At 61.9% G+C, this 22294-nt stretch carries 18 protein-coding genes and 1 tRNA gene; 15 read left to right on the top strand and 4 right to left on the bottom strand.

The window, feature by feature from the left end:
- The first annotated feature begins 75 nt into the window (after positions 1 to 75).
- The 7 genes from LNV09_RS20530 (at position 76) to LNV09_RS20500 (ending at position 10688) form a co-directional block, all read left to right on the top strand.
- Positions 76 to 495: a hypothetical protein gene (locus tag LNV09_RS20530; RefSeq protein WP_263558940.1), complete on the top strand. Its 420-nt coding sequence runs from the start codon at positions 76 to 78 to the stop codon at positions 493 to 495.
- On the top strand, positions 492 to 2642 hold the full coding sequence (locus LNV09_RS20525) for a hypothetical protein (RefSeq protein ID WP_263558939.1): 2151 nt from the start codon (positions 492 to 494) through the stop codon (positions 2640 to 2642). The genes LNV09_RS20530 and LNV09_RS20525 overlap by 4 nt, the downstream gene beginning before the upstream one ends.
- An 18-nt stretch (positions 2643 to 2660) precedes the next feature.
- Positions 2661 to 5174, top strand: a complete 2514-nt coding sequence (locus tag LNV09_RS20520; RefSeq protein WP_263558938.1) for a hypothetical protein — start codon at positions 2661 to 2663, stop codon at positions 5172 to 5174.
- A gap of 1 nt (position 5175) precedes the next feature.
- Complete coding sequence (locus LNV09_RS20515; protein ID WP_263558937.1) at positions 5176 to 6396, top strand: hypothetical protein; 1221 nt, start codon at positions 5176 to 5178, stop codon at positions 6394 to 6396.
- A gap of 122 nt (positions 6397 to 6518) precedes the next feature.
- Positions 6519 to 6659, top strand: coding sequence for a hypothetical protein (locus tag LNV09_RS20510; protein ID WP_263558936.1), 141 nt, complete (start codon positions 6519 to 6521; stop codon positions 6657 to 6659).
- Positions 6660 to 7229: 570 nt separating this feature from the next.
- Positions 7230 to 7306 (top strand) — tRNA-Met (locus tag LNV09_RS20505).
- A 556-nt stretch (positions 7307 to 7862) separates the two neighbouring features.
- Entirely contained in the window at positions 7863 to 10688 is a 2826-nt protein-coding gene (locus tag LNV09_RS20500) for a TonB-dependent receptor plug domain-containing protein (RefSeq protein ID WP_263558935.1), read from the top strand.
- A gap of 245 nt (positions 10689 to 10933) precedes the next feature.
- On the opposite strand, the gene truD is transcribed toward LNV09_RS20500, so the two are convergent.
- Positions 10934 to 11947: a tRNA pseudouridine(13) synthase TruD gene (gene truD / locus LNV09_RS20495; RefSeq protein WP_263558934.1), complete on the bottom strand. Its 1014-nt coding sequence runs from the start codon at positions 11945 to 11947 to the stop codon at positions 10934 to 10936.
- 67 nt (positions 11948 to 12014) lie between these two features.
- Between truD and LNV09_RS20490 the strand changes: the two genes are divergently transcribed.
- The 4 genes from LNV09_RS20490 to LNV09_RS20475 all read left to right on the top strand — a co-directional run bounded on the left by LNV09_RS20490 (position 12015) and on the right by LNV09_RS20475 (position 15956).
- Positions 12015 to 12158 carry a hypothetical protein gene (locus tag LNV09_RS20490; RefSeq protein WP_263558933.1) on the top strand — a complete coding sequence of 48 codons (144 nt, stop codon included), beginning with the start codon at positions 12015 to 12017 and terminating at the stop codon, positions 12156 to 12158.
- A 291-nt stretch (positions 12159 to 12449) separates the two neighbouring features.
- The gene (locus tag LNV09_RS20485) at positions 12450 to 13214 is read left to right on the top strand and encodes a CPBP family intramembrane glutamic endopeptidase (protein WP_263558932.1); all 765 of its coding nucleotides are present in this window, start codon (positions 12450 to 12452) and stop codon (positions 13212 to 13214) included.
- Positions 13211 to 15286, top strand: coding sequence for a M13 family metallopeptidase (locus tag LNV09_RS20480; protein WP_263558931.1), 2076 nt, complete (start codon positions 13211 to 13213; stop codon positions 15284 to 15286). The genes LNV09_RS20485 and LNV09_RS20480 overlap by 4 nt, the downstream gene beginning before the upstream one ends.
- Before the next feature lie 193 nt (positions 15287 to 15479).
- On the top strand, positions 15480 to 15956 hold the full coding sequence (locus LNV09_RS20475) for a hypothetical protein (RefSeq protein WP_263558930.1): 477 nt from the start codon (positions 15480 to 15482) through the stop codon (positions 15954 to 15956).
- 18 nt (positions 15957 to 15974) lie between these two features.
- Here LNV09_RS20475 and LNV09_RS20470 read toward each other — a convergent pair whose 3' ends face one another.
- Both LNV09_RS20470 and LNV09_RS20465 read right to left on the bottom strand, forming a co-directional pair.
- A complete protein-coding gene (locus LNV09_RS20470) occupies positions 15975 to 16196 on the bottom strand; it encodes a hypothetical protein (protein ID WP_263558929.1) in 222 nt (73 codons plus the stop codon).
- Between the two features lie 29 nt (positions 16197 to 16225).
- A complete protein-coding gene (locus tag LNV09_RS20465) occupies positions 16226 to 16876 on the bottom strand; it encodes a BON domain-containing protein (RefSeq protein WP_263533358.1) in 651 nt (216 codons plus the stop codon).
- Between the two features lie 400 nt (positions 16877 to 17276).
- Between LNV09_RS20465 and LNV09_RS20460 the strand changes: the two genes are divergently transcribed.
- Entirely contained in the window at positions 17277 to 17789 is a 513-nt protein-coding gene (locus LNV09_RS20460) for a hypothetical protein (protein WP_263558928.1), read from the top strand.
- A gap of 27 nt (positions 17790 to 17816) precedes the next feature.
- Here LNV09_RS20460 and LNV09_RS20455 read toward each other — a convergent pair whose 3' ends face one another.
- The gene (locus LNV09_RS20455; RefSeq protein WP_263533356.1) at positions 17817 to 18404 is read right to left on the bottom strand and encodes a hypothetical protein; all 588 of its coding nucleotides are present in this window, start codon (positions 18402 to 18404) and stop codon (positions 17817 to 17819) included.
- Positions 18405 to 18648: 244 nt separating this feature from the next.
- Here LNV09_RS20455 and LNV09_RS20450 point away from each other — a divergent pair, with 244 nt between their 5' ends.
- From LNV09_RS20450 to LNV09_RS20440, 3 genes are all read left to right on the top strand, one after another.
- The gene (locus LNV09_RS20450) at positions 18649 to 20070 is read left to right on the top strand and encodes an efflux transporter outer membrane subunit (protein ID WP_263558927.1); all 1422 of its coding nucleotides are present in this window, start codon (positions 18649 to 18651) and stop codon (positions 20068 to 20070) included.
- 128 nt (positions 20071 to 20198) lie between these two features.
- A complete protein-coding gene (locus tag LNV09_RS20445) occupies positions 20199 to 21491 on the top strand; it encodes an efflux RND transporter periplasmic adaptor subunit (protein WP_263558926.1) in 1293 nt (430 codons plus the stop codon).
- On the top strand, positions 21488 to 22237 hold the full coding sequence (locus LNV09_RS20440) for an ABC transporter ATP-binding protein (RefSeq protein ID WP_263558925.1): 750 nt from the start codon (positions 21488 to 21490) through the stop codon (positions 22235 to 22237). Before LNV09_RS20445 ends, LNV09_RS20440 begins: the two co-directional genes overlap by 4 nt.
- Positions 22238 to 22294 lie beyond the last annotated feature (57 nt).

The following is a 22294-nucleotide window of genomic DNA, read 5'->3' as shown; positions in this document are numbered from 1 at the left end:
TGCACCGTCGCATGAGACGAAAGGCATTGTGGCTAAGTGCCATGTCTGGAGATCCAATACTGCAAGGAGTTTTCAATGCATGAAAAGAACGACAAAGAAGTCTGGAACGATTCAGACGTTTTCTGCAACATGGAAATTACATGGGATCGCGAATCAAATAGATATTCAACTGAACCAGCTTGGAGTAATCCAAGTGATCAGGAGAAATCAAACCGCGGCAGCCCGCCGTCAGCAGAAAAATGCCGTTATGTTGACTTGGGCCAGGGCCACATCCAACATCAAGCAACCGACCGCATCAAGTTAATCCTCGACCTCCGGGTAGGCGGGCTGGGACTCCGCCGGAGGGCTGCAAACACCAACGAGCTTGACGATACCGCCTCGACGGCGGGCTGTGGAGATTTGCTGCCATGGTTGTGTCCGGGCACCCTTGTGGCCTCAGCAGGTGAGCTGCCCGCGCAGCGCAAGGCTGATGCCGCAGGCAGGAGCGCGCTATGAACAGGCATCAAGATTGTGGGCCAGCACCGGTACATATGCTGGGCGGAAGATCCGCGAATGACAATCTGTACATTGCCCCGCGTCCGGACAATCTCGAGGACGCAGAGTTCCATCTGCAGCAGATGCTCGACCCGCCAATCGACTTTGAGTGCAAGGCAACGGCAGCCATGGGACTCGCTGCTTGTCTTGCCGAACTCGCCAGTGTGCTGCCCGGCGCCGCGGGTCTGAGCCGCCTGATCCAGCCGGTTGTTCAGAGATTGGAGGCACTGGACCCTGTTGCCGCCAGTGCGGAAGCGGTGGCCTCGTTCACTCGAAGAAAGAAGTACCACTTCCAGTACCTGTGCTGCCTGCAAGTCGGTCTGCTGGCGCAGCAAGCATCATTGCAGGGCCAACGGCTTGTGTCCCCGCTGAGCAAAATGCTCGGCGCATGGGCTGTTCGCTTAATGCTGGACGGCTGGCGGCCAAGCAAGCATGCCCACTCGCGCGTCCAATCGGCGCTAGCACGGCCGGCCTCTCGGTACAACCGTGGTTGGTCGCCACAGCAGCGTGAGCGCGCGGCCGGGGAGGCCATCTACCAGCTGCGTCTTGCAATTTCCAAGAATCCGGCTGCCGCTGCGGCTATGTGTCTGGCTGTGGATGATCCGATTGTCCAACCGGAAGCCGATCCCACTGCTCACTTCAACAGCCGCTTTCGCCGGAGGATGTTGGATTTGCTGGAGTACAAGTCAGCTGACGGCCAAGCCGGCGCAGGTGGTAACGGCACTCTCTCACGCGCGGGACTGAAGCGGGCCGGGCGGGAGCTGCTTGCGGCGATCAGGGCTGGGTGTCACCAAGAGATTCATGTTGCAATCGAAATCCTGAGTCACCTTACGTCGGATTGTGTTCAACTTTTGCCGGTTCAGTTGAAAATCGAGCCTCCGCCCGGAGCCTTGGCTTGGCTTGACGTTCCTGGAGGCGCCTACTTTTACACTCTCTACAAGGTGGTCGAACAAGGAGCGCGCCCTGACGTTGGTACTGAGGAGCTCTACGAGTTCACCTCCCAGGTGGTGCGGGTTCAGCTTAGCCCCTTTCTTGCTGAGGCGATCCGGAAAGCTGCGGCAAATGTTGATGCCGACTTCAGTACAGTAGGCGAACTGTTGGGAGAAGTAGCCCATGGTCCGCACGACGCAGTCGCCGGAAAGGGCCCGTATAGAGTCACGGCCAGCAAGCTGCAGGCAAGCATCCCTGCTTTGCTGCTGCAGCAAGGTGAGTTTCGTTGGGGCGTCGCCGTCGCAACCTCAAGCCCCTTCATAGTAAGCCGCGGTCGGCCGGCCTACGGAGTGGGACGGCAGGCTGATATCAATGCGGTGGTCGGCCAAGTCTACGATTGTCTCGGCTGGCCGCGATGTGCAGATGCGGGAGACGAAGCCATCCTGATCGGTAGCTTCACGACGCCGAAGTCACTTGCAGTTCGTCTTGCCTTGGACACTCTCGCGTTGGAGGCCGATTCGTGGACCATCGATGAGGACACGGTCGAAGGTGTCGTCGGCTGCCTCAACTCGCACGGTACGTATCTGTCTATGTTGCTGGCTTTGATGTACGCGCTCCGAAATCGTGTGGTCTACACGATTCCGACTCTCGGGCTACGTACAGGAACGCCTCTGAAGTTCAATGACAAGGACGTTCATGAGTTCAGCATGCCCTCAGTCCCAACCCTGCCGTTGGTGCATGAAACATTGCAGCGGTGGGAGTCCTTGGTGCGCGCAGCCATCAAGGCACTTGGCGCCATCGAAACGGATGAGGCCTTGGCTCTGGCCAATGTGCTCACCAGCCGTCTGGTTGATTTTGAGAGTATTGGCTGGGTGTTTACCGTTACTGCAGCCGGCACGCTGGAGGCAATAGGCGCACACACATGGCGCGAGCGCCTTCCCCGAAAACTGCGCCTGGTTGCAAATTTCGGCCGGCAGTTCTGGCCGCACTATCTCGCCCAACTCGGCGTCCCGCAGCTTGACGCAGATGTTCTCCTGCGTCATCAAATGCCTGCTTTGCATCCGGGATCCTCACACCTCTGCCGACCAGAAGGAGAGATACATGAACGCCTTATGCGGGTCATGACAGTCGTGGTGGATCGGATGGACATCCCCGTACCGCAAGCACTGCGCGCTTAGGCACCCGCCCCCGACATCATGACCAATGGACTTGTCTGCAGCGACCTCGGAGTGCGAGGCCTCATCATTGAAACCGTTGAGCCGGCTTACTCGAAGGCTCTCGCTCGCCACGGCGAGCTCCATGCCTTCGTCGAACGGGCGACGAGCCTGTCGCCCGGCGCTCGACTTCTGCTGACCAGCATCATTGAAGGAATTGCATTGCACCGCTCGACGTTGGAGGCGCTGACCGCAGTTGGCAGCGCCAAAACCTATTTGTGCGGCAAGGTGATGGAGGTCGAGTTGCCGATGGGCGGAGGGTGGCGCGACCGCCGGCAGTTGCCCAGGCCTGTAATCGACGAGATTCGCCGCAACCGAGGGTGCGTTGTCAGCTCGAGCGTCTGGAGGGAGGCGGAGGCGGCAATCGCGCAACTGCCATGCTACTCAGCGATGACAGGCGCGCTCGACAGCGCAATTGCGGACGCACAAGCCGCGTGGTACCGCCGGCTTCCTGGCCCGCTGTTCGTTCATGTCACCCGACTACGGCCGTTCCAGGTTCTAGACAGAGCGGCTCGGGCTCGGACGGTCAGCAAGCGGCCGCAGGCGAACGTGCAAGCTAAGGCACAGGCGGGCGTCGCGGCTGTGCGCCGAGCTTACGAAACTTGCTTCACACAATCGGCAGATTTGAGTGTCCTGCATGCTCTGGTTCGCGACTTCGGGCGGATCGCCCGTGCAAAAGGGTCGAAGGCGGCTGGCGTTGAGGGCTTGATGGAGTTGGTTTTGGCTGCCAGTCCAGTTGCTCTTCGTGCGGGACGCGCGCAAATGCTGGTGGTGGGCGGTCTGGCGTCGGTGCTGACTCACGGTGGTGTTCGAGGCAATGGTCTCGCGCCTGTCTCCGTGTATGAGTACAGCAGGCAACACATTCTGGGTCTGGCCACAGATCTAGCGAAAGCCGGCGTTGACAGTCGTAGTGGAGAAGATTGGCTTTCAGCCTACCGTGGGATGTTGAACCAAGTACTGCCGAGTCAAAAAGGCAAGCTGGCGTCCTTTCTGGAGGCCTTTCATCAGTTCCTTGTCCTGGTCGGAATGGAGCGCCTGCCGGCCAGCATTCAAGGTCGGCGGTTCTCTCCGCCGCCTGCTGCGGCGACCGTCACTGACCATGAGTTGATGGTGGCTCTTGCTTTCGTTCGGGAACATGGCGAGACGAGAGATGTGGCCGCACAAGCCGCCATCGCGCTGTTGCTGGGCTTCGAGATCGAACTGCGCACCTACGAACTTTGGTGCATCCGCATGGTCGATGTTCAATTGGACCGGCCGCCTTACCTCGTGGTCTACCCGCGCCTTCGGGACGGAACAGGCAAGACGCCCTCAATGCGGCGACAGGTGGACCTGGCGCATCCGTTGCTGATCAAGTTGCTGGTGGTCTTCAAGCAGAAGCGCCTGACGATTCACCACGCTGTGGATGACGAGGATCTCTTCTTTGGTGAGCCGGGCGCGCCGGATCAACGTCACGCCCAGGAAAAGACCATGCGCCTTGTGAATGCAGCATTGGCTTGGTCCACGGGCGATCGCGTGGCGTCCTTCTACGACCTCCGGCACGCTGTTTTTTCCAGGAAGGCTGAGAAGCTCATGATGGAAAATTCAACCGATGTCGCCGGGCTTTTCCAGATGTCAGCTGAAGGAGGGCACGCTGGCCCGGGCTCGAGTGGTGACTACATCCACCTAATCGAGAGGCCGCTGGCTCATTGGCTGAAGCACGCCCGACCGGAGTCTTGGGTCGCGCCCGGCTGGCATGAACTCGACACTGTCCTGTTTCCCGACATCGGAGAGGGCGTCCTGGTGGACGCTCGTACTTCGCCGCCGCCGCGGAGCAACGGCGAAGTCGATGGGAACGAAGGGAAAACAGGCGAGCTGTCTTTCTCCCTTCGTTACATGGTTGCGCGCCGTGTTGTGGCGGGCGAGACCGTTGATCAGATTGCAGGGCGCTGCTCAACTTCTGCAGACGATGTTCTGAGTTGCATTCGGAGCCTTGCGTCGGCGATGGTCGACGCGGGGCTGGTCGAAGATGACGCCATCAGCACACCGAGTCGGCAGATCGACGCGATCCGGCAGCGGCACACTTGGGCTTCTGCGGCGGGTCATGGGAAGTTGGCGCTCGTCCGAAAGGGTCTTGAAGGACTCCTCGATAGAGGACGGAAAGACGAAGCGCTTGTGGTCTGGAATGCTTGGCTCCGTTGTCTGCATTGTCGCGATCTCCGTCTGGATCGGTCGCGTCCGGCTTCTGAACTAATCCGATTCCTGATCAAGACCGGGGTGCCTCGTGCGTCGCTGGCTGTCACTGCGCCGCAAAACGCATTGCCGCTTCCCAAGCACCTCGAGGAACTTAAGCTCGTTTGGCGACGATGCCAACCGCGCGCCGGCGTGCCGAGATACAGGCTGGTTCTCGTGGCGACGCACCTCAAAGCCAGCAGAGGCATGGCGAGGCAAGTTTCCATCGTGGGCCTGCACTGGCTCATGTTGCTTGCCGGATCTTCGATTTCCACCAAGGAGAAGTGAAGTGTCCGATGACTCATACGAACCCAAGCTTAGGGTGCCACTGGGCCTGAAACCGAGCCTGGAGCCGACGTTCGATGCAATACTGCGCCGGTCGCGCAGGCAACTTCGCCTGCTCCACAGCGGGCAGCAAAAGCTCGATACCCTTACCGACGACCAGTACCTGCGGGGAGCGCGGCTCATAGTCGTAGAGGATCAATATGTGCTTGTCGCTCCGATTCCGGGCGCGCCGCAGGCTGATCTTTTTGGCTATCCAAAAGCGGTACTGCCGCCAAGCGAGGGTGCGGCGCGGATTTCGCAGTCATCTTGTGTGTCGAGGACCGATGTGCCGGAGGCGAGCCCGAAGATGATTGATCTGGACGCCGCGTTGGACGATCTGCTGGGTGAGGCGGCCGGCGGCACTGTTGCCCCTGATGTAGCTTCTGGAGATCAGGGAGGAACGGCCGCCTGTGGTTTCGAGTCGGAGGGCACAACTCTGTCGCAGATGCAACTGCCGGCGGCCGGCGTAAATACAATGCGTGAAGTCGAGCCCCTTGCGCCGATGGACGCCAAACGCCTGAAGGTTGACCAGGCGCTGAACTGCATTGAGGCAAGTGCTTCCATGTCGGCTCAAGTCGCCGAAATCCTGGCCACGTCCTCTAACCTAGCCGGGGACATCCGTGATCTGGAGCGGCGCACGGGCTTGTTGTCCGCTCCGGCGCGCTACTTCATCGCATCGCGGCAGCAGGAGCTTATCGTGGAGGTGGATGGCTATCAAGTTCCTTTTGTAGTTCCTCCGGTTCGCAATGAGGTGGCAAGTCGGGACGTCGTGCAGATCCAAGTTCGCTTGGTGCCCACAAGAGCTGAAAGCGATGTGCTCCGTGTGGACGTGCTTGAAGCCAAAGGGGCTGGAGTGCTTGGCGGTGTTACCACCCTGGGCGTGCACGACGTTCGGTATACGAGCCTGGATGACTTCAGGCGCGGAATCTTGCTGATCTTGCGAGGTGCCGGACAGCAGGTAGGCCTTGGTGTAAGAGAGGCGATTAGCACGACCCGACTGCAGCACAACCCGGCTTTGGTTGTGGATCCCGGCGACTGGTTGGCGCTGAAGCAGTTGGCGATCGAAGCACTTCGCTTCTCGGTCATGCCAGGAGGCTGCTCGGAAGGCGAAGAACACGACGAAAAAGACGCCGGCTTAGAGGGTGATGACCCTTCAGAAGACGCCGATGGTCGTGAGGCCGCCTAGAAAGCTTCGACCGCGGACGGAGTCCAGGCAGTTTGTCTGAACTATGCGGGGAAAGACCAGCTAGCCCCGTCCCGAGATGAACAGGGGGAACTCAAAATGACGACTGTCAATCGGAGAAGCGTATGGACAAAAAGATGAAGAACGCGCCAGTTTGCTTCGTCATCGCTCAGGTGTGCCACAACCCGATCCTCAAACTCGGAGCCTATGTTCCCGCGATTCAAAACCGCATGGGGAAGGCCGGGTATCCTCGCTGTCTTGTTTGATATCGAAGGAGGTGGGCAGCTTGAGCGCAAAGGTTTGAAGGCGTCCACGAACTTCGTATTACGGTCCTCAATGACAGTAGTCTGGACTAGCCTGCCACTTACCAAGATACACAGAAAGCGGCTGAATCGTAGAAGCGCTGGTTGAGTCTGCTCTGATGCAGAATGATATGTGGCGCAACATTCCCATCTGTTGTCGTGCGAGCCTGCCTCGGACAGCGCGCCGTGAACGTGGCGCAAAGCAGAGTGCCTAAGCTATGGAGGTTCGACCACTTGAGTCTTGTCGACGATCCTCAGCTGATAGTGCTGACGCTAGGATAAAGCCCAATGGTCGTGCTTTCGACGATCTGCTGGACACGTGCCGGTCGTGGTCATCTGGTCCTGCACGGTTTCAAGCGGTAAGGGGTGCCGACAGATGGCGCGGTGAAATTTACTTTGGTGACAACGACTTAGACCACTTTTCCGCGCTGAACGCCGTAGAACAACATGGTTCCATCAGTGCGCTCATAACCTTGAATGACCACTTTCCTTTCGGGCTCGCTGTGACGAGATCGCCCGGAACACCATATCTGGCGCGGGGTGGAGCAGTCTGGTAGCTCGTCGGGCTCATAACCCGAAGGTCGTAGGTTCAAATCCTGCCCCCGCAACCAAGTCCTTGAAAAGCCGCTCAGTTTGAGCGGCTTTTTTCGTTTGTGCCCATCCTGTGCCCATCTTGTGCCCGCGCTCTTTTCGGACAGGCGTCTTTTGACCATTGGGCTACTTCTTGTAGTGCTTGATTGGCTACCCTGGGTCGCACAGTTCTCCCAATCGACCCACTGTACAGGCCGATGAATAAGTGGCGGCACCAAGAGCCATGACCGACTCTGGATTGTGCCGCGCAGAATCCTGGCCATCGATGTGGACGCTCGTAATGTCGATGCGGCCGGGCCGAGCGGGAGCCACTTCGATGTGGTGTCGTTCTCTTGCGTCAATGGGCGCGGCGGAAGGGATTAAGGCCTCAGTGTTTTCCCTCGATTTGGGGTGAAACCCCTGTACCCAGGGATGAGCAAAAAATGCTAGGGGGAATCCCGGTGCGGCCCCAGGCGACCCTGAGAAACACTGTGGATTCTGGTCTGCGGTCAAAGAAAAACTGCAGCCGTTTTGTTACATGGCGGGTCCTCACGGCGACACGCCCTTTGGTCCAAGCAATTCTCAGGAACCTCATAAATGCTCAAGCTCAATAGAATCAGCGCAGCCGCATTGGTGTCAGTTGGCGTCATGACACCCATCTCGACCTTCGCGCAGCAAGCCTCAGTCCCTCAAGAAAAACTTGAACGAATTGAAGTAACCGGTTCCAGTATCAAACGCATTTCCAGCGAAGGTGCGCTGCCGGTGCAGATCATCAGTGCCAAAGAAATCGCTCGTACTGGCGCTACGTCGGTCTCTGATGTGCTGCGAAACCTTCCGGCCATGCAGGGTTTTCAAATCGCTGACACCGCGGTCGGCACCAATTCCGGCGGTACCAGCTTTGCCAACATCCACGATATCGGCACCCAATACACCCTGGTCTTGCTGAACGGCCGCCGCATTGCGCCAACAGGCGCCGGCAGCACGGTCAACCTGAATTCGATCCCGATGAGCGCCATCGACCGCATCGAAGTGCTGACCGACGGCGCTTCGGCTTTGTACGGTTCGGACGCAATTGCTGGTGTGGTGAACTTCGTGCTGAAGAAGAACCATCAGGGTGGCAACGTCACAGCCAGCGGCATGGTGCCGTTGGAGGGTGGCGGCAAGTCGGCCTTTGCGAGCGCCACCTATGGCATCGGTGATATCGACAAAGACCGTTTCAATGTGCTGCTGAACTACCGTCATGACGTGCAGCAGCAATTGAAAGCAACCGATCGTTCGTTCGGCAGCACAGCATATATTCCTTACTCTTTCGGTGGCAGGGACTATATCTATGACAAAACCAGCGGGTCGGCCGTTCCGGCCAATGCGCAGGTCACCGCCAGAAACATCGTTGACGCTAAGGGCAAGACGGTCCCGGCATTTCCGGCCTACCTTTTCAACCCCTATGCCAAGGCCAATGGCGGTAAATGTGCTCCCGGCAACTTTGCCAGTTTGACCAATGTGCCCGGCGTGCAAGAGATCTGCGGCTATGACTTCGCCAAAGACATTGAAATCTATCCTGAGAGCAAGCGTGACTCGCTGTTCCTGACGGGTCAGTTCAAAGCCACTGACAAGCTGTCCTTCTTTACCGAGTTCGCGTACTCCCGCTTTGATTTGACCGCGCGTATCGCGGCCAATCCGGTGCCGGTGGCGATCCCGACCTCAACTGATTTGTTTGCCAAGTATGTGGCGCCTTACCTGACGCCGTTCCAGATCGCCAACCTGTCTTTGGAAACAGACAAGACCAGCCCTAATTTTGGCAAGCCCAAGGTCCAGGCCAACTACCGCGCCTTGGACTTCGGAACGCGTGACTCGCAGACCATCACCGACGCAACGCATTTCGTCATCGGCGCAGATGCAGAGCTGGCGGGTTGGGCCATGAACAGCGGCTTCACTTGGTCGCGTAATGCCATTGACGAGAAATACGTTGGTGGCTATTTCAAGAAGAACGAGTTCATCAGCATGGTTCAAAAGAACCAGTTTGACCCCTTCTCAGAAGCCGGCAAGCAGACACCTGCCACGCTGCAACTGATGTCCGACTCGATTTACCACGGCACCGTTCGCAAGGGTGAGGTGAATTTGACCGGCTTGGATTTCCGCGCCTCGCGTGAAATCTACAAGCTGCCGGCCGGTGATGTAAGCCTGGGTCTGGGTGGCGATATTCGCGAGCAACAGTACAAGAACACACCCTCGGATGACGCAGTCAATGGCGTGATCTACAACTTCTCTGCACCCAATGCCTTCGACCTGAAGCGCAAATCGGGTGGCGTGTTTGGCGAACTCTTGGTTCCGGTGATCAAGAACCTTGAGCTGACTGCTGCGCTGCGTTATGACTCGATCAAGCCGACCAAAGATGGCTTGGCCAACGTAAGCGTCGGCGAAGATCTGAGTGCCACGACCTATAAAATTTCAGGTCGCTACCAGGTGGTGCCGCAGGTTTTGCTGCGTGCTTCCTACGGCACCGGCTTCAAGGCGCCGGATATGTTGTCCTTGGCTTCGCCTTTGCTGCCTAGCGGCGTGACCGGCAGCAGCTTTGCCTGCCCATACCCAGGCACAGCGGCCTGCCGGCCCAAGACGCCTGACCAGTACACACAGCTGGCCGGGGGCAACCCGCTGATCAAGCCCGAGAAGTCCGAACAAAAGGCCTTCGGCATTCGCTTTGAACCCAACGCATCCTTTGGCATCGGCGCAGACTATTACAACGTTCATATCACCGACGCGATCAGCGCGGTATCGCCCGCGCAGGCGTTTGCCGACCCGGTCAAGTTCGCCAGTTTGTTCACCACGTTCCAGCAGCCGGCTGAGCCTCAGGCCTACTACGCCTTCAAGAGCACGTCGACCAATATCGGCCAAGCTAAGAATAGCGGCGTCGATTGGGACATCGTTGGCCGCGCCAACCTGGAAAACATTGGGCGCTTGACGCTGAATTTGTCGGGCACCTATGTGATCGAGTCTTCGTACACCTTGCCAGGCACCAGCGATCAGTTCACGACCAGCCTGAGTCAGTACAACGATGTCAGCGGTTCCAACACCTTCCGCAACAAGGTCAGCGCCAGCGCGGTGTTGGATACCGGTGCGTTCACGAACTCCTTTATCCTGAACTGGAAGTCGGCCTACAAGGACAAGACGGTCAGCGTGCGTGATGTGGCGACGAATAAATTGGTCAACGTCGCTGTGGACGTACCGCGCTCATCCACGCTCGACTGGCAAGGTCTCTATCGCCACAACAAGGTTGCAACCCTGACTGTTGGCGTGAAGAACCTCTTCAACAAGGCGCCCGAGTTCTCCTTGCGCGACGCAGCAGGTCAGCAGACCGGTTATGACCCGCGTTATGGCGACACGTTGATGCGTCGTGTCTACGTGACCGGCGCCTACGATTTTTAAGAAGGGCGTTCCGGGTGGACTCTAAAAAGGGGCTTCGGCCCCTTTTTTTGTTTCATTGGCCCAGGTGGACCTGGCGTTTGCCGGCGCGGGCACCTAGACGCTGCCGGCGGTCCGCGATGCCGCGCAGCCTTCGAAGTACTGGCCCGCGGTACTCGCCGCCTTGTTCGCAGCGCCGGACGGCAGCGGCCGCTTCTTTTCGAGTCAGAATACCGACCCCTTAGCCCTGCATATGTGGGCTTTCACCGTCATTCGACTGCCTCAGACTCGTTCTCCGTGTGCCGGTCAGCCTCGGTGGCGCGGAGGATTTCGTTCAGAATGGACGTGGCGTAATTCCCGGCGGGCAAAGAGAAGCTGAGCACCAGTTGATGGGCTTGCGGCCATTCCCATGACATGTCCACCGGCCTGGCCACCAGGGCGCGGCGCGCCTGATCGAGGCCGGCGTGTTCCATGCCATCGCACAAGGTGGCGTGACGTTCAGCCACGCCGTTTTCCAGGGCCTGCGCTTGATCGGTGGTGATCACGCGGCCTCGCCCCCAGAGCGGCCCGGTGGGCTGGCCCGCCTCGTCCATCACGTCACCGGGCAGGGTCTTGCCCCAGAGTCCCTGCTGGATGCGCAGCGCCAGCACTTCATTGAAGACAAAGGAGCGCACCGCAGACAGGTAGATGCCTTTCTTCTTCGGGTTGCGCACACGGATTTCGCGTGCCAGCATGGCCAGGCCCTGCGTCACGTTGCCGCCGTCATGGCCGAAACGCTGAGCGCCGAAGTAATTGGGCGCGCCATGTGACGCAACGGCCTGAAGATTGGTCTCAATGGCGTCGCGATCACCAATCACATCACGCAGGACGATGCGGAATCGGTTGCCTTGCAAATCACCGGGGCGCAGTTTTTTCACGTGGCGGCTCTGACTCAGCACCTTGAATTCCGGGTGCTGAAGCTGGGTCAGGTCGGGCGTTTCGCCCTTCGGCAGATAGATGCTGAACCACTGACGGGTGATGGCGTAGCGGTCCTTGAGGCCGGCATAGCCCACGTCCCATTCCTTCACGCCGGCAGCCGCGGCCAGTTGCTGGGCGACGAAGGCGGTGTTGGCACCGTTCTTCTCGATGTCCAGCCAGATGTGTTCGCCCGCACCGGAGGGCAGCTGCAGCGGCAGTTCGGTCACGATGAAATCCTCGTTGAGGCTTTTCAGGGTGGCGCTGGCGCCGCTGGCCGGATAAGCGTTCGGCCACTGCGGCAAGGTCGTGTATTGAGCGTCGGTCATGAGCGGTCTGATGGCACCAGGTGTAGAGAGGGACAGGCTGTCTGGCCGACCTGCGGCAGTCCAGACCGTGATTCTCCCCCTACCCGCAGTCAAGGGCACGAGGTCGATGGCCGCGCAGTTCGGCCCCGAGCCGGATGGGCCTTGTGCCACGGCGCCTAAGCTCGTCGCCAGCGGGTTTGCCGAGACGGCGGTCAAACCGCCGCTCACCTGAGACAGTGCGTCAGTGGAGCAGGTCTCGGCAAAGTCAAGCCAACCCAGCCTATGCCACCGTAGGTCTCAAATGCTCCAGCGGCCATGCCACAATGAATTGTGGCAAGTCTTGCGGAGTCATGTTCGTGCTTGGACCTTTGCGATTTCTGACCCAGGCTTTGGTCGCCATATCGATTTGGGTCATGGCCGGTGGGCCTGTTCTTCGGCGTCCAGGTGCTGCGCAAGGACCTGTTGCTCCCCTTCAAGAAGGGCTGTGCGACGCTGCGGGACTGATGCTGCCCTCACGACTGCCATGAACCAGCGTCTTGCGGTCTCTTTGGCCACCTTGCTGGGCTGGCTGCTGATCACGCTGCTCGGCGAGCAGTTCGGCGCCGGCGCCCACCAGGCGCTGTCCGAAACCGTCTCGCATGGCCCGGGCTGGCCCTTCGTCGCTGCCGCGGCGTTCGTGCTGGCCGTGGTGGCCTGGCAGCGATGGCGCGACATCGGCCTGCGCGACCTGCCCTCGGCCCGCAGCCTGCGGTTGGCCTGGTTGCCGATGGTCTACATCGTGGGAGGCTTTGCCCTGTCGGCCTCGCTGGGGCTTGCGCCGGCCACAGTCGTGCTGTGGGTGCTGGTCAACACCTTCCTCGTGGGGCTGTCTGAAGAGCTGATGTTCAGGGGTGTGTTGCTACAGGCCCTGCGGCACACGGTTTCAATCTGGCCCGCCGTGGCGCTGACGACGCTGGCCTTCGGTGCCGTCCACAGCCTGAACGTGTTCATCACCGGCGACCTGCGGGGGGCGCTCATCCAGTCGACCGCCGCAGCCCTGAGCGGCCTGTTTTTCATTGCCCTGCGCCTGCGTACAGGCTCGCTGTGGCCGAGCATCGTGATACATGGTCTCTGGGACTGCGCCGCCTTCCTGGTGGTCATGTCGAGCTCAAAGGATCTGGCCGCCAATGCAGCACCCGCAGACGCGATGAGCCTGGCGCCTATTCTGTTGGTGCTGCCGAACGCGCTTTATGGCCTGTGGCTGATGCGCCATGTCAGCAAGTTGATCACAACGACGGAGAACTCATGAAACGGATTGCCACCGCGACCTTCTTCTGCCTGTCGAGCGCCTTTGTGCTCGCCGACCCACCCATGGCCGACGTCATCCACCGGCCCGTCAAGCCAAGCGCCCAGGCGTCGACCGAGACGATAGGCTTTTCTGTCAGCCACATGGACCGCAACGTCGACCCGCGCCAGGACTTCTATGCTTATGCCAACGGCAACTGGCTGAAGCGGCTGAAGATCCCCGATGCCGAGTCCGACATCGGCGGCTTCTCGATGCTGGGCGCCAACCTGGATGGACAACTGCAGCAACTGGCGGTGCAGGCCAGCCAGGGTCAAGCGCCCAAGGGCAGCCCGGCGCAGCAGGTGGGCGACTACTACCGCGCTGCGCTGGACATGCGGCAGCGTGATGCCGTCGGCCTGCAGCCGATCCAGGCCGATCTGGACTCCGCCGCGCGCGCCAGCGGCCAGGCCGACTTGGCCCGGCTGTCGGTGCGTCTGCAGGTCAGCACCGGCAACTCACCGCTGTTCAACTTGGTGACGGTGCCCGACCTCAAGGACAGCAGCCGCACGCAGCTGTCGCTGCAGTTTGGGGGCCTGCAGCTGCCGCAGGACCAGTACCGCGATCCGGCCAGTCAGAAAATCCGCGACGTGTACGTCGACTACATCACCCGCATGCACCAGCAGCTGGGCGATGCGCCCGATGTGGCGGCCGCCAAGGCGCGCGCCATCTTGGCGATGGAAGCGGAGCTGGCGGCGAAGCGGTTGGCGCCCCTGCAGTTGTACGAGCCGGCCTTGATCTACAACCTGCTGTCGGTGGACGAGGCGCAAGCCCTGATCCCCGCCTTCGACCTGCGCGCGATGGCCGCAGCAGCCGGGCTGACGCTGCCTGCCCGTTTGCAGGTCTACGACATCGGCGCGGCCAAGGCGACGCAGCAGCTGCTGAGCAGCCGGCCCGCCCAGGACGTGCAGACGCTGCTTCGCTGGTGGGTGCTGGCGCTGAACGCCGACCTGCTCGGCCAGCCCTGGCTCCAGCTCAGCCAAGACTACCAACGCCAGCGCGACGGCCTGGCCACCTCGCTGCCGCTGGAGCGCCAGGCGGTGCAGGCGCTGACGATGCAGCTCTACCACCCGATGTCGCAGCTGTACGTGCAGCAGTACTACACCGAAGCCATGCGGCGCGAGATCACGCAGATGGTGGGCCACATCAAGGACGAGTTCGCCAGTCGCCTGAAGACCAACCCCTGGCTGGACGCGCCGACCCGCGCCGCCGCGCTGGCCAAGTTGGCCCAGGTCGATATCCAGGTCGGCTACCCGCAGCGCTGGATCGACTTCAGCAGCGTGGACATACGCGCCGACGACCACCTGGGCAATAACCAGCGCCTGGCCGCGTTCCGGCTGCAGCGTGACCTCGACAAGGTCGGCAAGCCGGCCGTGCGCGAACGTTTCGCCGATGCGGGACACACCACGCCGACCTCGGTCAACGCGGCTTACGACCCACAGCTCAACGGCATCGACATCACCGCCGCCATCTCGCAAGCACCGTTCTACACGCCAGGCGCTGACCCGGTGGTGAACTACTGCACCATGGGCGCGGTGGTTGGCCATGAGCTGACGCATGGCTTCGACAACTTTGGGGGCAAGTTCGACGCCCAGGGCAATGTGCGCGACTGGTGGACGCCCCTGGCCACGGCCGAGTTCAAAAAGCGCAATGACCTGCTCGTGGCGCAGTACAGCCAGTTCCAACTGCTGCCGGGCCTGAAGGTGGATGGTGCGCTGACGCTGGGCGAGAACACCGCCGACTTGGGCGGCATCACGATGGCGCATGCCGCGCTGCACCGGGCGCTGAAGGGCAAGCCGCAGCCCAAGGTCGACGGCCTGAGCACCGACCAGCGCTGCTTCGTCGCCTGGTCGCAGCTGTGGATCTACAAGGCCCGCGAGGAGCTCATCCGCGCACGGGCCGCCATCGACTACCACGCCAACAGTGTGGTGCGCGGCTATGCGCCACTGATGAACCTGGACGCCTTTCACAAGGCCTTCGGCACCCGACCCGGCGACGCCATGTGGCGCAAGCCGGCCGACCGGGTGCGCATTTGGTGACCTGCCATCTTGGATAGCGGCACCGGGTGGTCGCGCCACAGTTGCGCAATTGCCTGAGGGCCGCTTTCCAGCTTGTACCCGCCGCGGTCGTGTGACCGGTTCCTAGGACGAAGCTGCCGGTCAGCACCGGTGGTCTGCAATGACCCACTTGTTCGGGCTATGGCTTTGGGGCGGGCGACTGACAATTGGACTCATGGTCTACCCGCACTCCGTTCCCGCAGCGCCCAGCCAACCAGCCTGGGATATCACCTTCACGCGGCTGACCCAGGCCCTTCGGCCGCAGGTCGAGGCCTGTGCGCAGCGGCTTCTGGCGCGCTTTCAAGCCCTGGGCTTGCGCGGTGACACACAAGTTAGTCAGACGCCGCGCGGGCTCTCGACTTTTTTAGCGGTGATGGGGCAGCGCGGCCTGATCTGCATTGTTGACATCACCTTGATCGATGGCATGGCGGTAGGCCATGGACCCTGCGGCGCCTTGGACATACGTCTGCTTGATGCCTGCGGAGATGTGGTGGCACAAGGCCTGGGCCAGGGTGGCCAGAGCCCTCCCTGGCACGAGATTTCGCTCGCCGAGCCGCTCAGTGCAGCAAGCCTGGAGCGAGCCGTGACGGCGGTCTATGTGGCGAGCCTGGCGCATTTCGAGTTGCTGCAGCCGCTCGCGCGGCAGGCCTGAAGTCGCAGTGCTGCTGGCTCAGTCCAGCAGCACCAGATGGCCATGATCTTGGGCGGCTTCGATGTCTTCGATCGGCAAGGCCACGGAACTCTGTCCCCGCGTGCCCCAGATGATGTCGATGGAGCGCCCGCCCAGGCTTTCCACCAAGCAGGGGCCGATGGGGATGTTCTGCTTTCGACCTCTGCCGGCCGTATAAGAAACGGGGCCGGTGATGCGCGCGCGATGTGTCGTGATGTCCATGCCCAGTACCTCGTCCGTAGTCTGCTCGCCTAGACGAGGTTCATTTTGTCGACGACATTGCGCACGCCGGCGCTGCTCCAGGCGGAGCGCGTGGCGAGGTCTCGTTCGGCCCAGCTGTGCACGGTGCCGGTCAGGGTCACATCAGCGCCTTTGACCTCGACGGCAATGGTCTTGGCATCCGCCATGGCGCGGCGCTTGAGCGCGGCCTCGATGTCCGATTTTACGACTGTGGCCGATAGCGAGGGCTTGATGGCGATCTGGTTGCTGACCCCAATCACACCCAGCAGGTAGCGCACGCTGTCGGCAGCGTCCTGACGCTGGAATTGCCACTCCACATCGCCCGACAAGGTCAACCAGCCACCTTCGACCAGCACCTTGACCGCGTCGGTCGGCAGCGAACTCGTCCAGCTCAAGATATTGCGGGCCGAGCCCGCGATGTCGGCATCGGTGCGCTTGCCGAGCTGTGACAGTTTGATCGTCATGTCTACCGCTAGCGCCTTGACGCCTTGCACGCGTTGCGCGGCACGTTCGGCATTGAGCTTCTCGGTGTAGCTGCTGACCTCACCGGCCAGCGTCACCACGCCGTCTTTGACTTCGACGCCGATCTGCGCTGCATGCACAGAAGGCTCCCACTTCAGTTCGGCCATCACGTCTTGCTGCAGCTGTGAATCAGTTTTCATCTTGCTTCATCCAGGTCGTTAAGGAAGCTTCAGCATGCGCGCGCCAACAGGGCCTTTCTGTGCGACAGCGCACGCTGAACGAATTTGAAGTTAGAGGTGCATGGCAGGCTTGCTCGGACCATGTGCGCTGTCGCACAGTCGAAGGAGCGGGCTCTGATTACGCTGCAGTTTCCAAAGCTGTTCGCCTCAACCTTTGATTGGAGTTCTTGATGAACAAAAAGTACCAAAGCCCCTGGCTCTCACCTGTGCCCGGGCGCCCTGCGAATCTGCTGCAATCAAAGGTCTCGAGTAAGCCGCAGTCAGGGCAGAGCGGGCCAGCTGCCCTGACCCAACCGAGCGAACCGAACGAGGTTTTGGGCCGGCACAAGAACACCGGTCAAAAAGACCACAAGGGCGCACGATGAGCCGCGCCAGCGTCAGCGCGTTCTTGCCGGCCTACGCGGGCCCGCAGGCCGCCGATCTCGAAGTGCCCAGTGGGCGCGGTTTCATCGCCTTGCTCGAGGCTTTCCGCGCAACCGGCGGCACGGCGCCGGCTGAGATCGTGGCGCGCTTGCTGGAGGAACATCAGCCTGGCCCGGCCACCAGCCTGGCCCAACGGATCTACACCGGCCAGGTCTTTGGTTTTGAATGGCGCGCCAGTCTGTGGATCCCGATGTTCCAGTTCCAAGCGAATGACCTGGCCTTGAATGCGGCGGCACAAGCCGTGCGCGCCGAGCTGCCGACGGTTTGGTCGGGCTGGGCCTTGGCGGCTTGGTTTGCGGCCGCTCACGCGCAACTTGAAGGACACAGCCCCGTTGATATGCTGAGGTCGGATCTGGACGCTGTGCTGCAGGTGGCGCGGGCTCAGGAAACTGCCGATGAATTTGTGCCCTATCACGCGCGCCGTGCAGTAGGTCTTGGTCAGCATGCGTGATTGCAAGTCACGGATTCGGCCAAGTACTTACTTGAGTTTACCCAGCGCCACCCGGTATTCCTCCAGCTTGGCCTCGTAGGCGTCCGCCTCGCCATAGTCCAGGAAACGGTTGTAGCGCGAGTGCGTGCCGAGGATCTTGTGGGCGTGTTTGATCGGGCAGAAGTACTGTTCCGTGCGCGCCAGGATCTCGGCCATATAGCCCATCAAGCCATTGCCATATTCGCAATAGGTGCAGTGGAACTTCTCGATGAAGTTCAGGTAGCCCAGCTGGTGGCGGTCAAACACCAGGTAGTCGCTGCGGCGCACCTTGCTGATGCCGTAGATGGGAAAGCAGGCCCATTGGTAGAAGCTGACGCAGGCATCGAGCAGCAGCAGCGGGATCACCATGCCGTAGATCAGCGGCCCAGTGATCAGGTTTTGTGGCCGGTTCGTCACCAGCCAGCGGAAGAAATTGGTCTTGAGCTTGCGATGCGCTTGCCGGACCGAACGCTCAAACTCGACGCGCTTGCCTTTGATCTGGAAGAACATGCGGCTCTCCTGATCATGGACGGCGCTGTGCAGCTCCGCTTCGAGTTCGGCCATCTGGGCCAGGATTTGCTTGATTCGATCATTCATCGCTCAGCATAAGCCTGTGCAGCCCGCTTCGCCGCGATATCTGCGGCTCATGCGCGCAAGGGTCTGCCTTGTCGCTGCTGTCGCGTGTGCGCTGTCGAACAGACGCCGCCGCCGCAAGCCCTTAAAACCGTCTCATCGAACCGCCACCGGCTGTTAACGGTGGTGGCAGCAGCAGAGGTCTCGAATCATGCCAAGCACCAACAGCAAGTCAGCTCGCCTCGCTTTCGCGTCGCTTGCCTGAGCAATGTCGAGGCGACTTATCTCGGTCGGCCTGCTGGGCGCACTCGTGGCTTGCGCGGCCTTGCCTCCCATTGATGAAAGCGCAGCGGCCAAGCTTGCGACCCCGCTAGCCTGGTCAGGGGCCTATGCGCCTGGCCCGGGCGAGTCACGGGCCAGCACGGCTTCGTTGGTGGCTTGGTGGCAGCGCTTTGACGATGCGCAGCTGGAACTGCTGGTCGGCCAGGCGATGCTGGCCAATACCAGCGTGCAAGTGGCCCGTGCTTCGCTGCGTCAGGCGCAGGCCTTGCGAGATGTGGCCGCCGCAGCCCTGTGGCCCCAACTTGACGGCTCCGCTTCGGCGCAGCGCGGCACGCTGGGTGGCCACAGCAGCGGCAATAAGTTTCAACTCGGCGGCGATGCCAGCTGGCAGATCGATCTGTTCGGCGCCCGCCGCGCCGGCGTGGATACAAGCGAAGCGCTCGTCGGCGCGAGTCAGGCCAGCTTGGGCGATGAGCAGGTGCAGATCGCTGCGGAAGTCGCGCTGAACTACATCTTGCTGCGCACGACCCAGGTGCGCAGCGTGATCGCTCGCGAGAATCTCGCCAGCCAGGAGGAGACCCTGCAGATCACGCTGTGGCGCCAGCAAGCGGGCTTGGACACCGCGCTGGAGGCCGAGCAGGCGCGCGCCGCCGTCGAGCAAAACCGGGCGCTGCTGCCATTGCTCCAGACAAGTATTGTGCAAACCCAGCATGCTTTGGCGGTCCTGACGGGCCGAGCACCTGCTGCGCTGCCAGCGCTCGTGGAGGCCCGGCTGGCGCCCACCGTGCCGCAGGCGCGCGAGGGTCTGAGCTTGAACGTCCCAGCCGAGACCTTGCGTCAACGCGCCGATGTGCGTGCCGCCGAATTTCAGGTGGCGGCCGCGCTGGCGCGCGAGGGCCAGGCGCAGGCGCTGCGTTTGCCCAGCTTTGCCATCGGGGGTTCGCTGGGCTTGAGTGCGGTCTCGGTCGGCGCGCTCGGCAACAGCAGCGCGGTGCTCGGCAGTCTCTTGGCCAGCGTGAGCTTGCCGATCTTTGACGGCGGCGCTTTGAATGCCCAGGTGCGGGTACAGCAGGCGGCCCTGACTCAGGCGCAACATCAATATCGCGCCGCTGTGCTCAGCGCGTTGCAGCAAGTGGAAGATGCCCTGGAGGCCTTGCGTGGCGACCGGCAGCGGCTGGACAGCCTGCGCTTGGCCGCCGACGCCGCCAGCAATGCCGCCCTGCTGGCCCGCCAGCGCTACGGCAGCGGCCTGATCGATTTTCAAACCGTGCTGGAAACCCAGCGCACGCTATTTGCAACTCAGGACGGCGTGGCTCGTGCCAGCGCCGATGTCGGCAGTGATCAGGTGCGCTTGTTCACGGCCTTAGGGGGCGGTTGGTCGCCCACAGCGGGAACCCAGAACAGATGAACGCAGCCAGCCCAGCGGTGGACCCGCCGACCTCAGCGACAAGCACAAGCGTAGCGAGTGCCGCGCCGCCTGCCGTATCCCCGGCTGCCCTATCCCCAACTGCAGCGCCTGCCGCGCCCGGCGCCGACATGAACACGCTGTTGGGTGAGCCCGCTGCGCTGCCCTGGTACCGCCGCCGCTGGCTGTGGATCGCCGTTGGGGCCGCGCTGCTGGCGGCGGCAGGCCTGGGCTGGTGGCTGATGGGGCGCGCTGCCAAGGCCGCGCCCAGCTACACCACCGCGCCGGTCACGCGCGGCGACCTCACGCTCAGCGTCACCGCCAACGGCACGGTGCAACCAACGCGCTCCATCAATATCGGCAGCGAGCTGTCCGGCACGGTGTTGAAGGTCAATGTCGATGTCAATGACCGCATTAAAAAAGGTCAGGTGCTGGTGGTGCTGGACACCGCCAAGCTGCGCGGCCAGATCCAGCGCTCACAGGCGACGCTGGCTGCCGCGCACTCCCGCCTCGAGCAGACCGGAGCAACCGTCGCCGAAGCCCGCGCCGCGCTGGGACGCCTGGAAGAAGTGGCGCGGCTGTCCGGTGGCAAGGTGCCGTCCAAGGCCGAACTCGACAGCGGCAGCGCCACGCTGGCCCGCGCCATCGCCGACCAGGGCAGCGCAAAGGCCGGCATCAGCGATGCCTTGGCCGCCTTGTCCACCGACCAGATCAATCTCTCCAAAGCCTCGATTGCCGCGCCGGCCGACGGCGTGGTGCTGACCCGCGCGGTCGAGCCGGGCAATGCGGTGGCGGCCTCGTTGCAGGCCGTGACCCTGTTCGTCGTGGCCGAAGACCTGGCCCGGCTGCGCCTGTGGGTCTATGTGGACGAAGCCGATGTCGGCGCGGTCAAGGTCGGCCAAACAGCGGTGTTCACGGTCAGCGCCTACCCGAGCCGGCCGTTTCCGGCGCGCATCACGCGGGTCGGTTTTGGCTCGACCATCACCGACAACGTCGTCACTTACCTGACTTACCTCGATGTGGACAACGCCGACCTGAGCCTGCGCCCGGGCATGACGGCCACGGCCACCATCGTCGCCACCCAGCGCAAAGATGTGCTGCTGGTGCCCAATGCGGCTTTGCGTTATGCGCCCAGCACGGCGGCCGCCGTCGCGAAGAAGGGCATTGCGTCCGGCATTGCCTTCGGCCCGCCCAAGACCGAGAGCCGGCGCCGGGGCGCGGCTGATGGCGCCAGCACGGCAGCGGCGCGCCAGGTCTGGGTCTTGCCGCTTGATGCCGAAGGCGTGGCCATCAGCGGCGGCGCGCCCAAGGCCGTGGCCGTGGTGCCCGGCATCAGCGACGGCCATATGACCGAGATTGTTGGCGGCGAGCTGAAGGTCGGCATGCGGGTCATCACCGCGCAGCAGACGGCGAGCGCCAAATGAACGAGCACCTGAGCGAGCAATTGATCCAATTGCGCGGCGTCAGCAAACGCTATGGCAGCGGGGCGGCAGAGCTGTTGGCGCTGAAGGGCATTGACCTGGACATCGCGGCCGGCGAGTTTGTCGCCATCATGGGGCCGAGTGGCTCGGGCAAGTCCACCGCCATGAACATCCTGGGCTGCCTGGATACGCCCAGCAGCGGCCAATATCTATTCAAGGGCGCGCATGTCGAAGCGCTCTCGCGCGACCAGCGCGCGCGGCTGCGCCGGCGCTATCTGGGCTTTGTGTTTCAGGGCTTCAATCTGCTGGCGCGCACCTCGGCACAAGAGAATGTGGAGCTGCCGCTGCTCTACCGAGGTGACAGCGCCGCCGCGCGCCGCAGCGCGGCCGCCAAGGCCTTGGCCGATGTGGGGCTGGCGGGCTGGGAGCAGCACACGCCGGGCGAGCTGTCGGGCGGCCAGCAGCAGCGCGTGGCGATTGCGCGTGCCATCGTCACCCAGCCCGCTGTGGTGCTGGCCGACGAGCCCACTGGCAATCTGGACACGCAGCGCAGCCACGAAATCATGGGCCTGCTGATGGCGCTGAACCGGGATCACGGCATCACCGTGTTGATGGTGACCCATGAGCCCGATATGGCCGCCTACGCGCGGCGCATGGTGCACTTTATTGACGGGCGCATCGCCAAGGACGCGCTCAATCCGAATCCGACCACGGCCGCTCCCGCTATGACCGCCGCGGAGACCACCTGATGTTGGCCCTCAAATTTTTGCGCAATCGCCCGCCTAGCGGGCGCTCAGCCGCCCTGC

Origin of the sequence: Paucibacter sp. B2R-40, from assembly GCF_025717555.1 — a bacterium.
Classification (GTDB): Bacteria; Pseudomonadota; Gammaproteobacteria; order Burkholderiales; family Burkholderiaceae_C; genus Paucibacter_A.
Note: the sequence above shows the minus strand (reverse complement) of the source record. Positions and strands in the feature narration are given on the sequence as shown.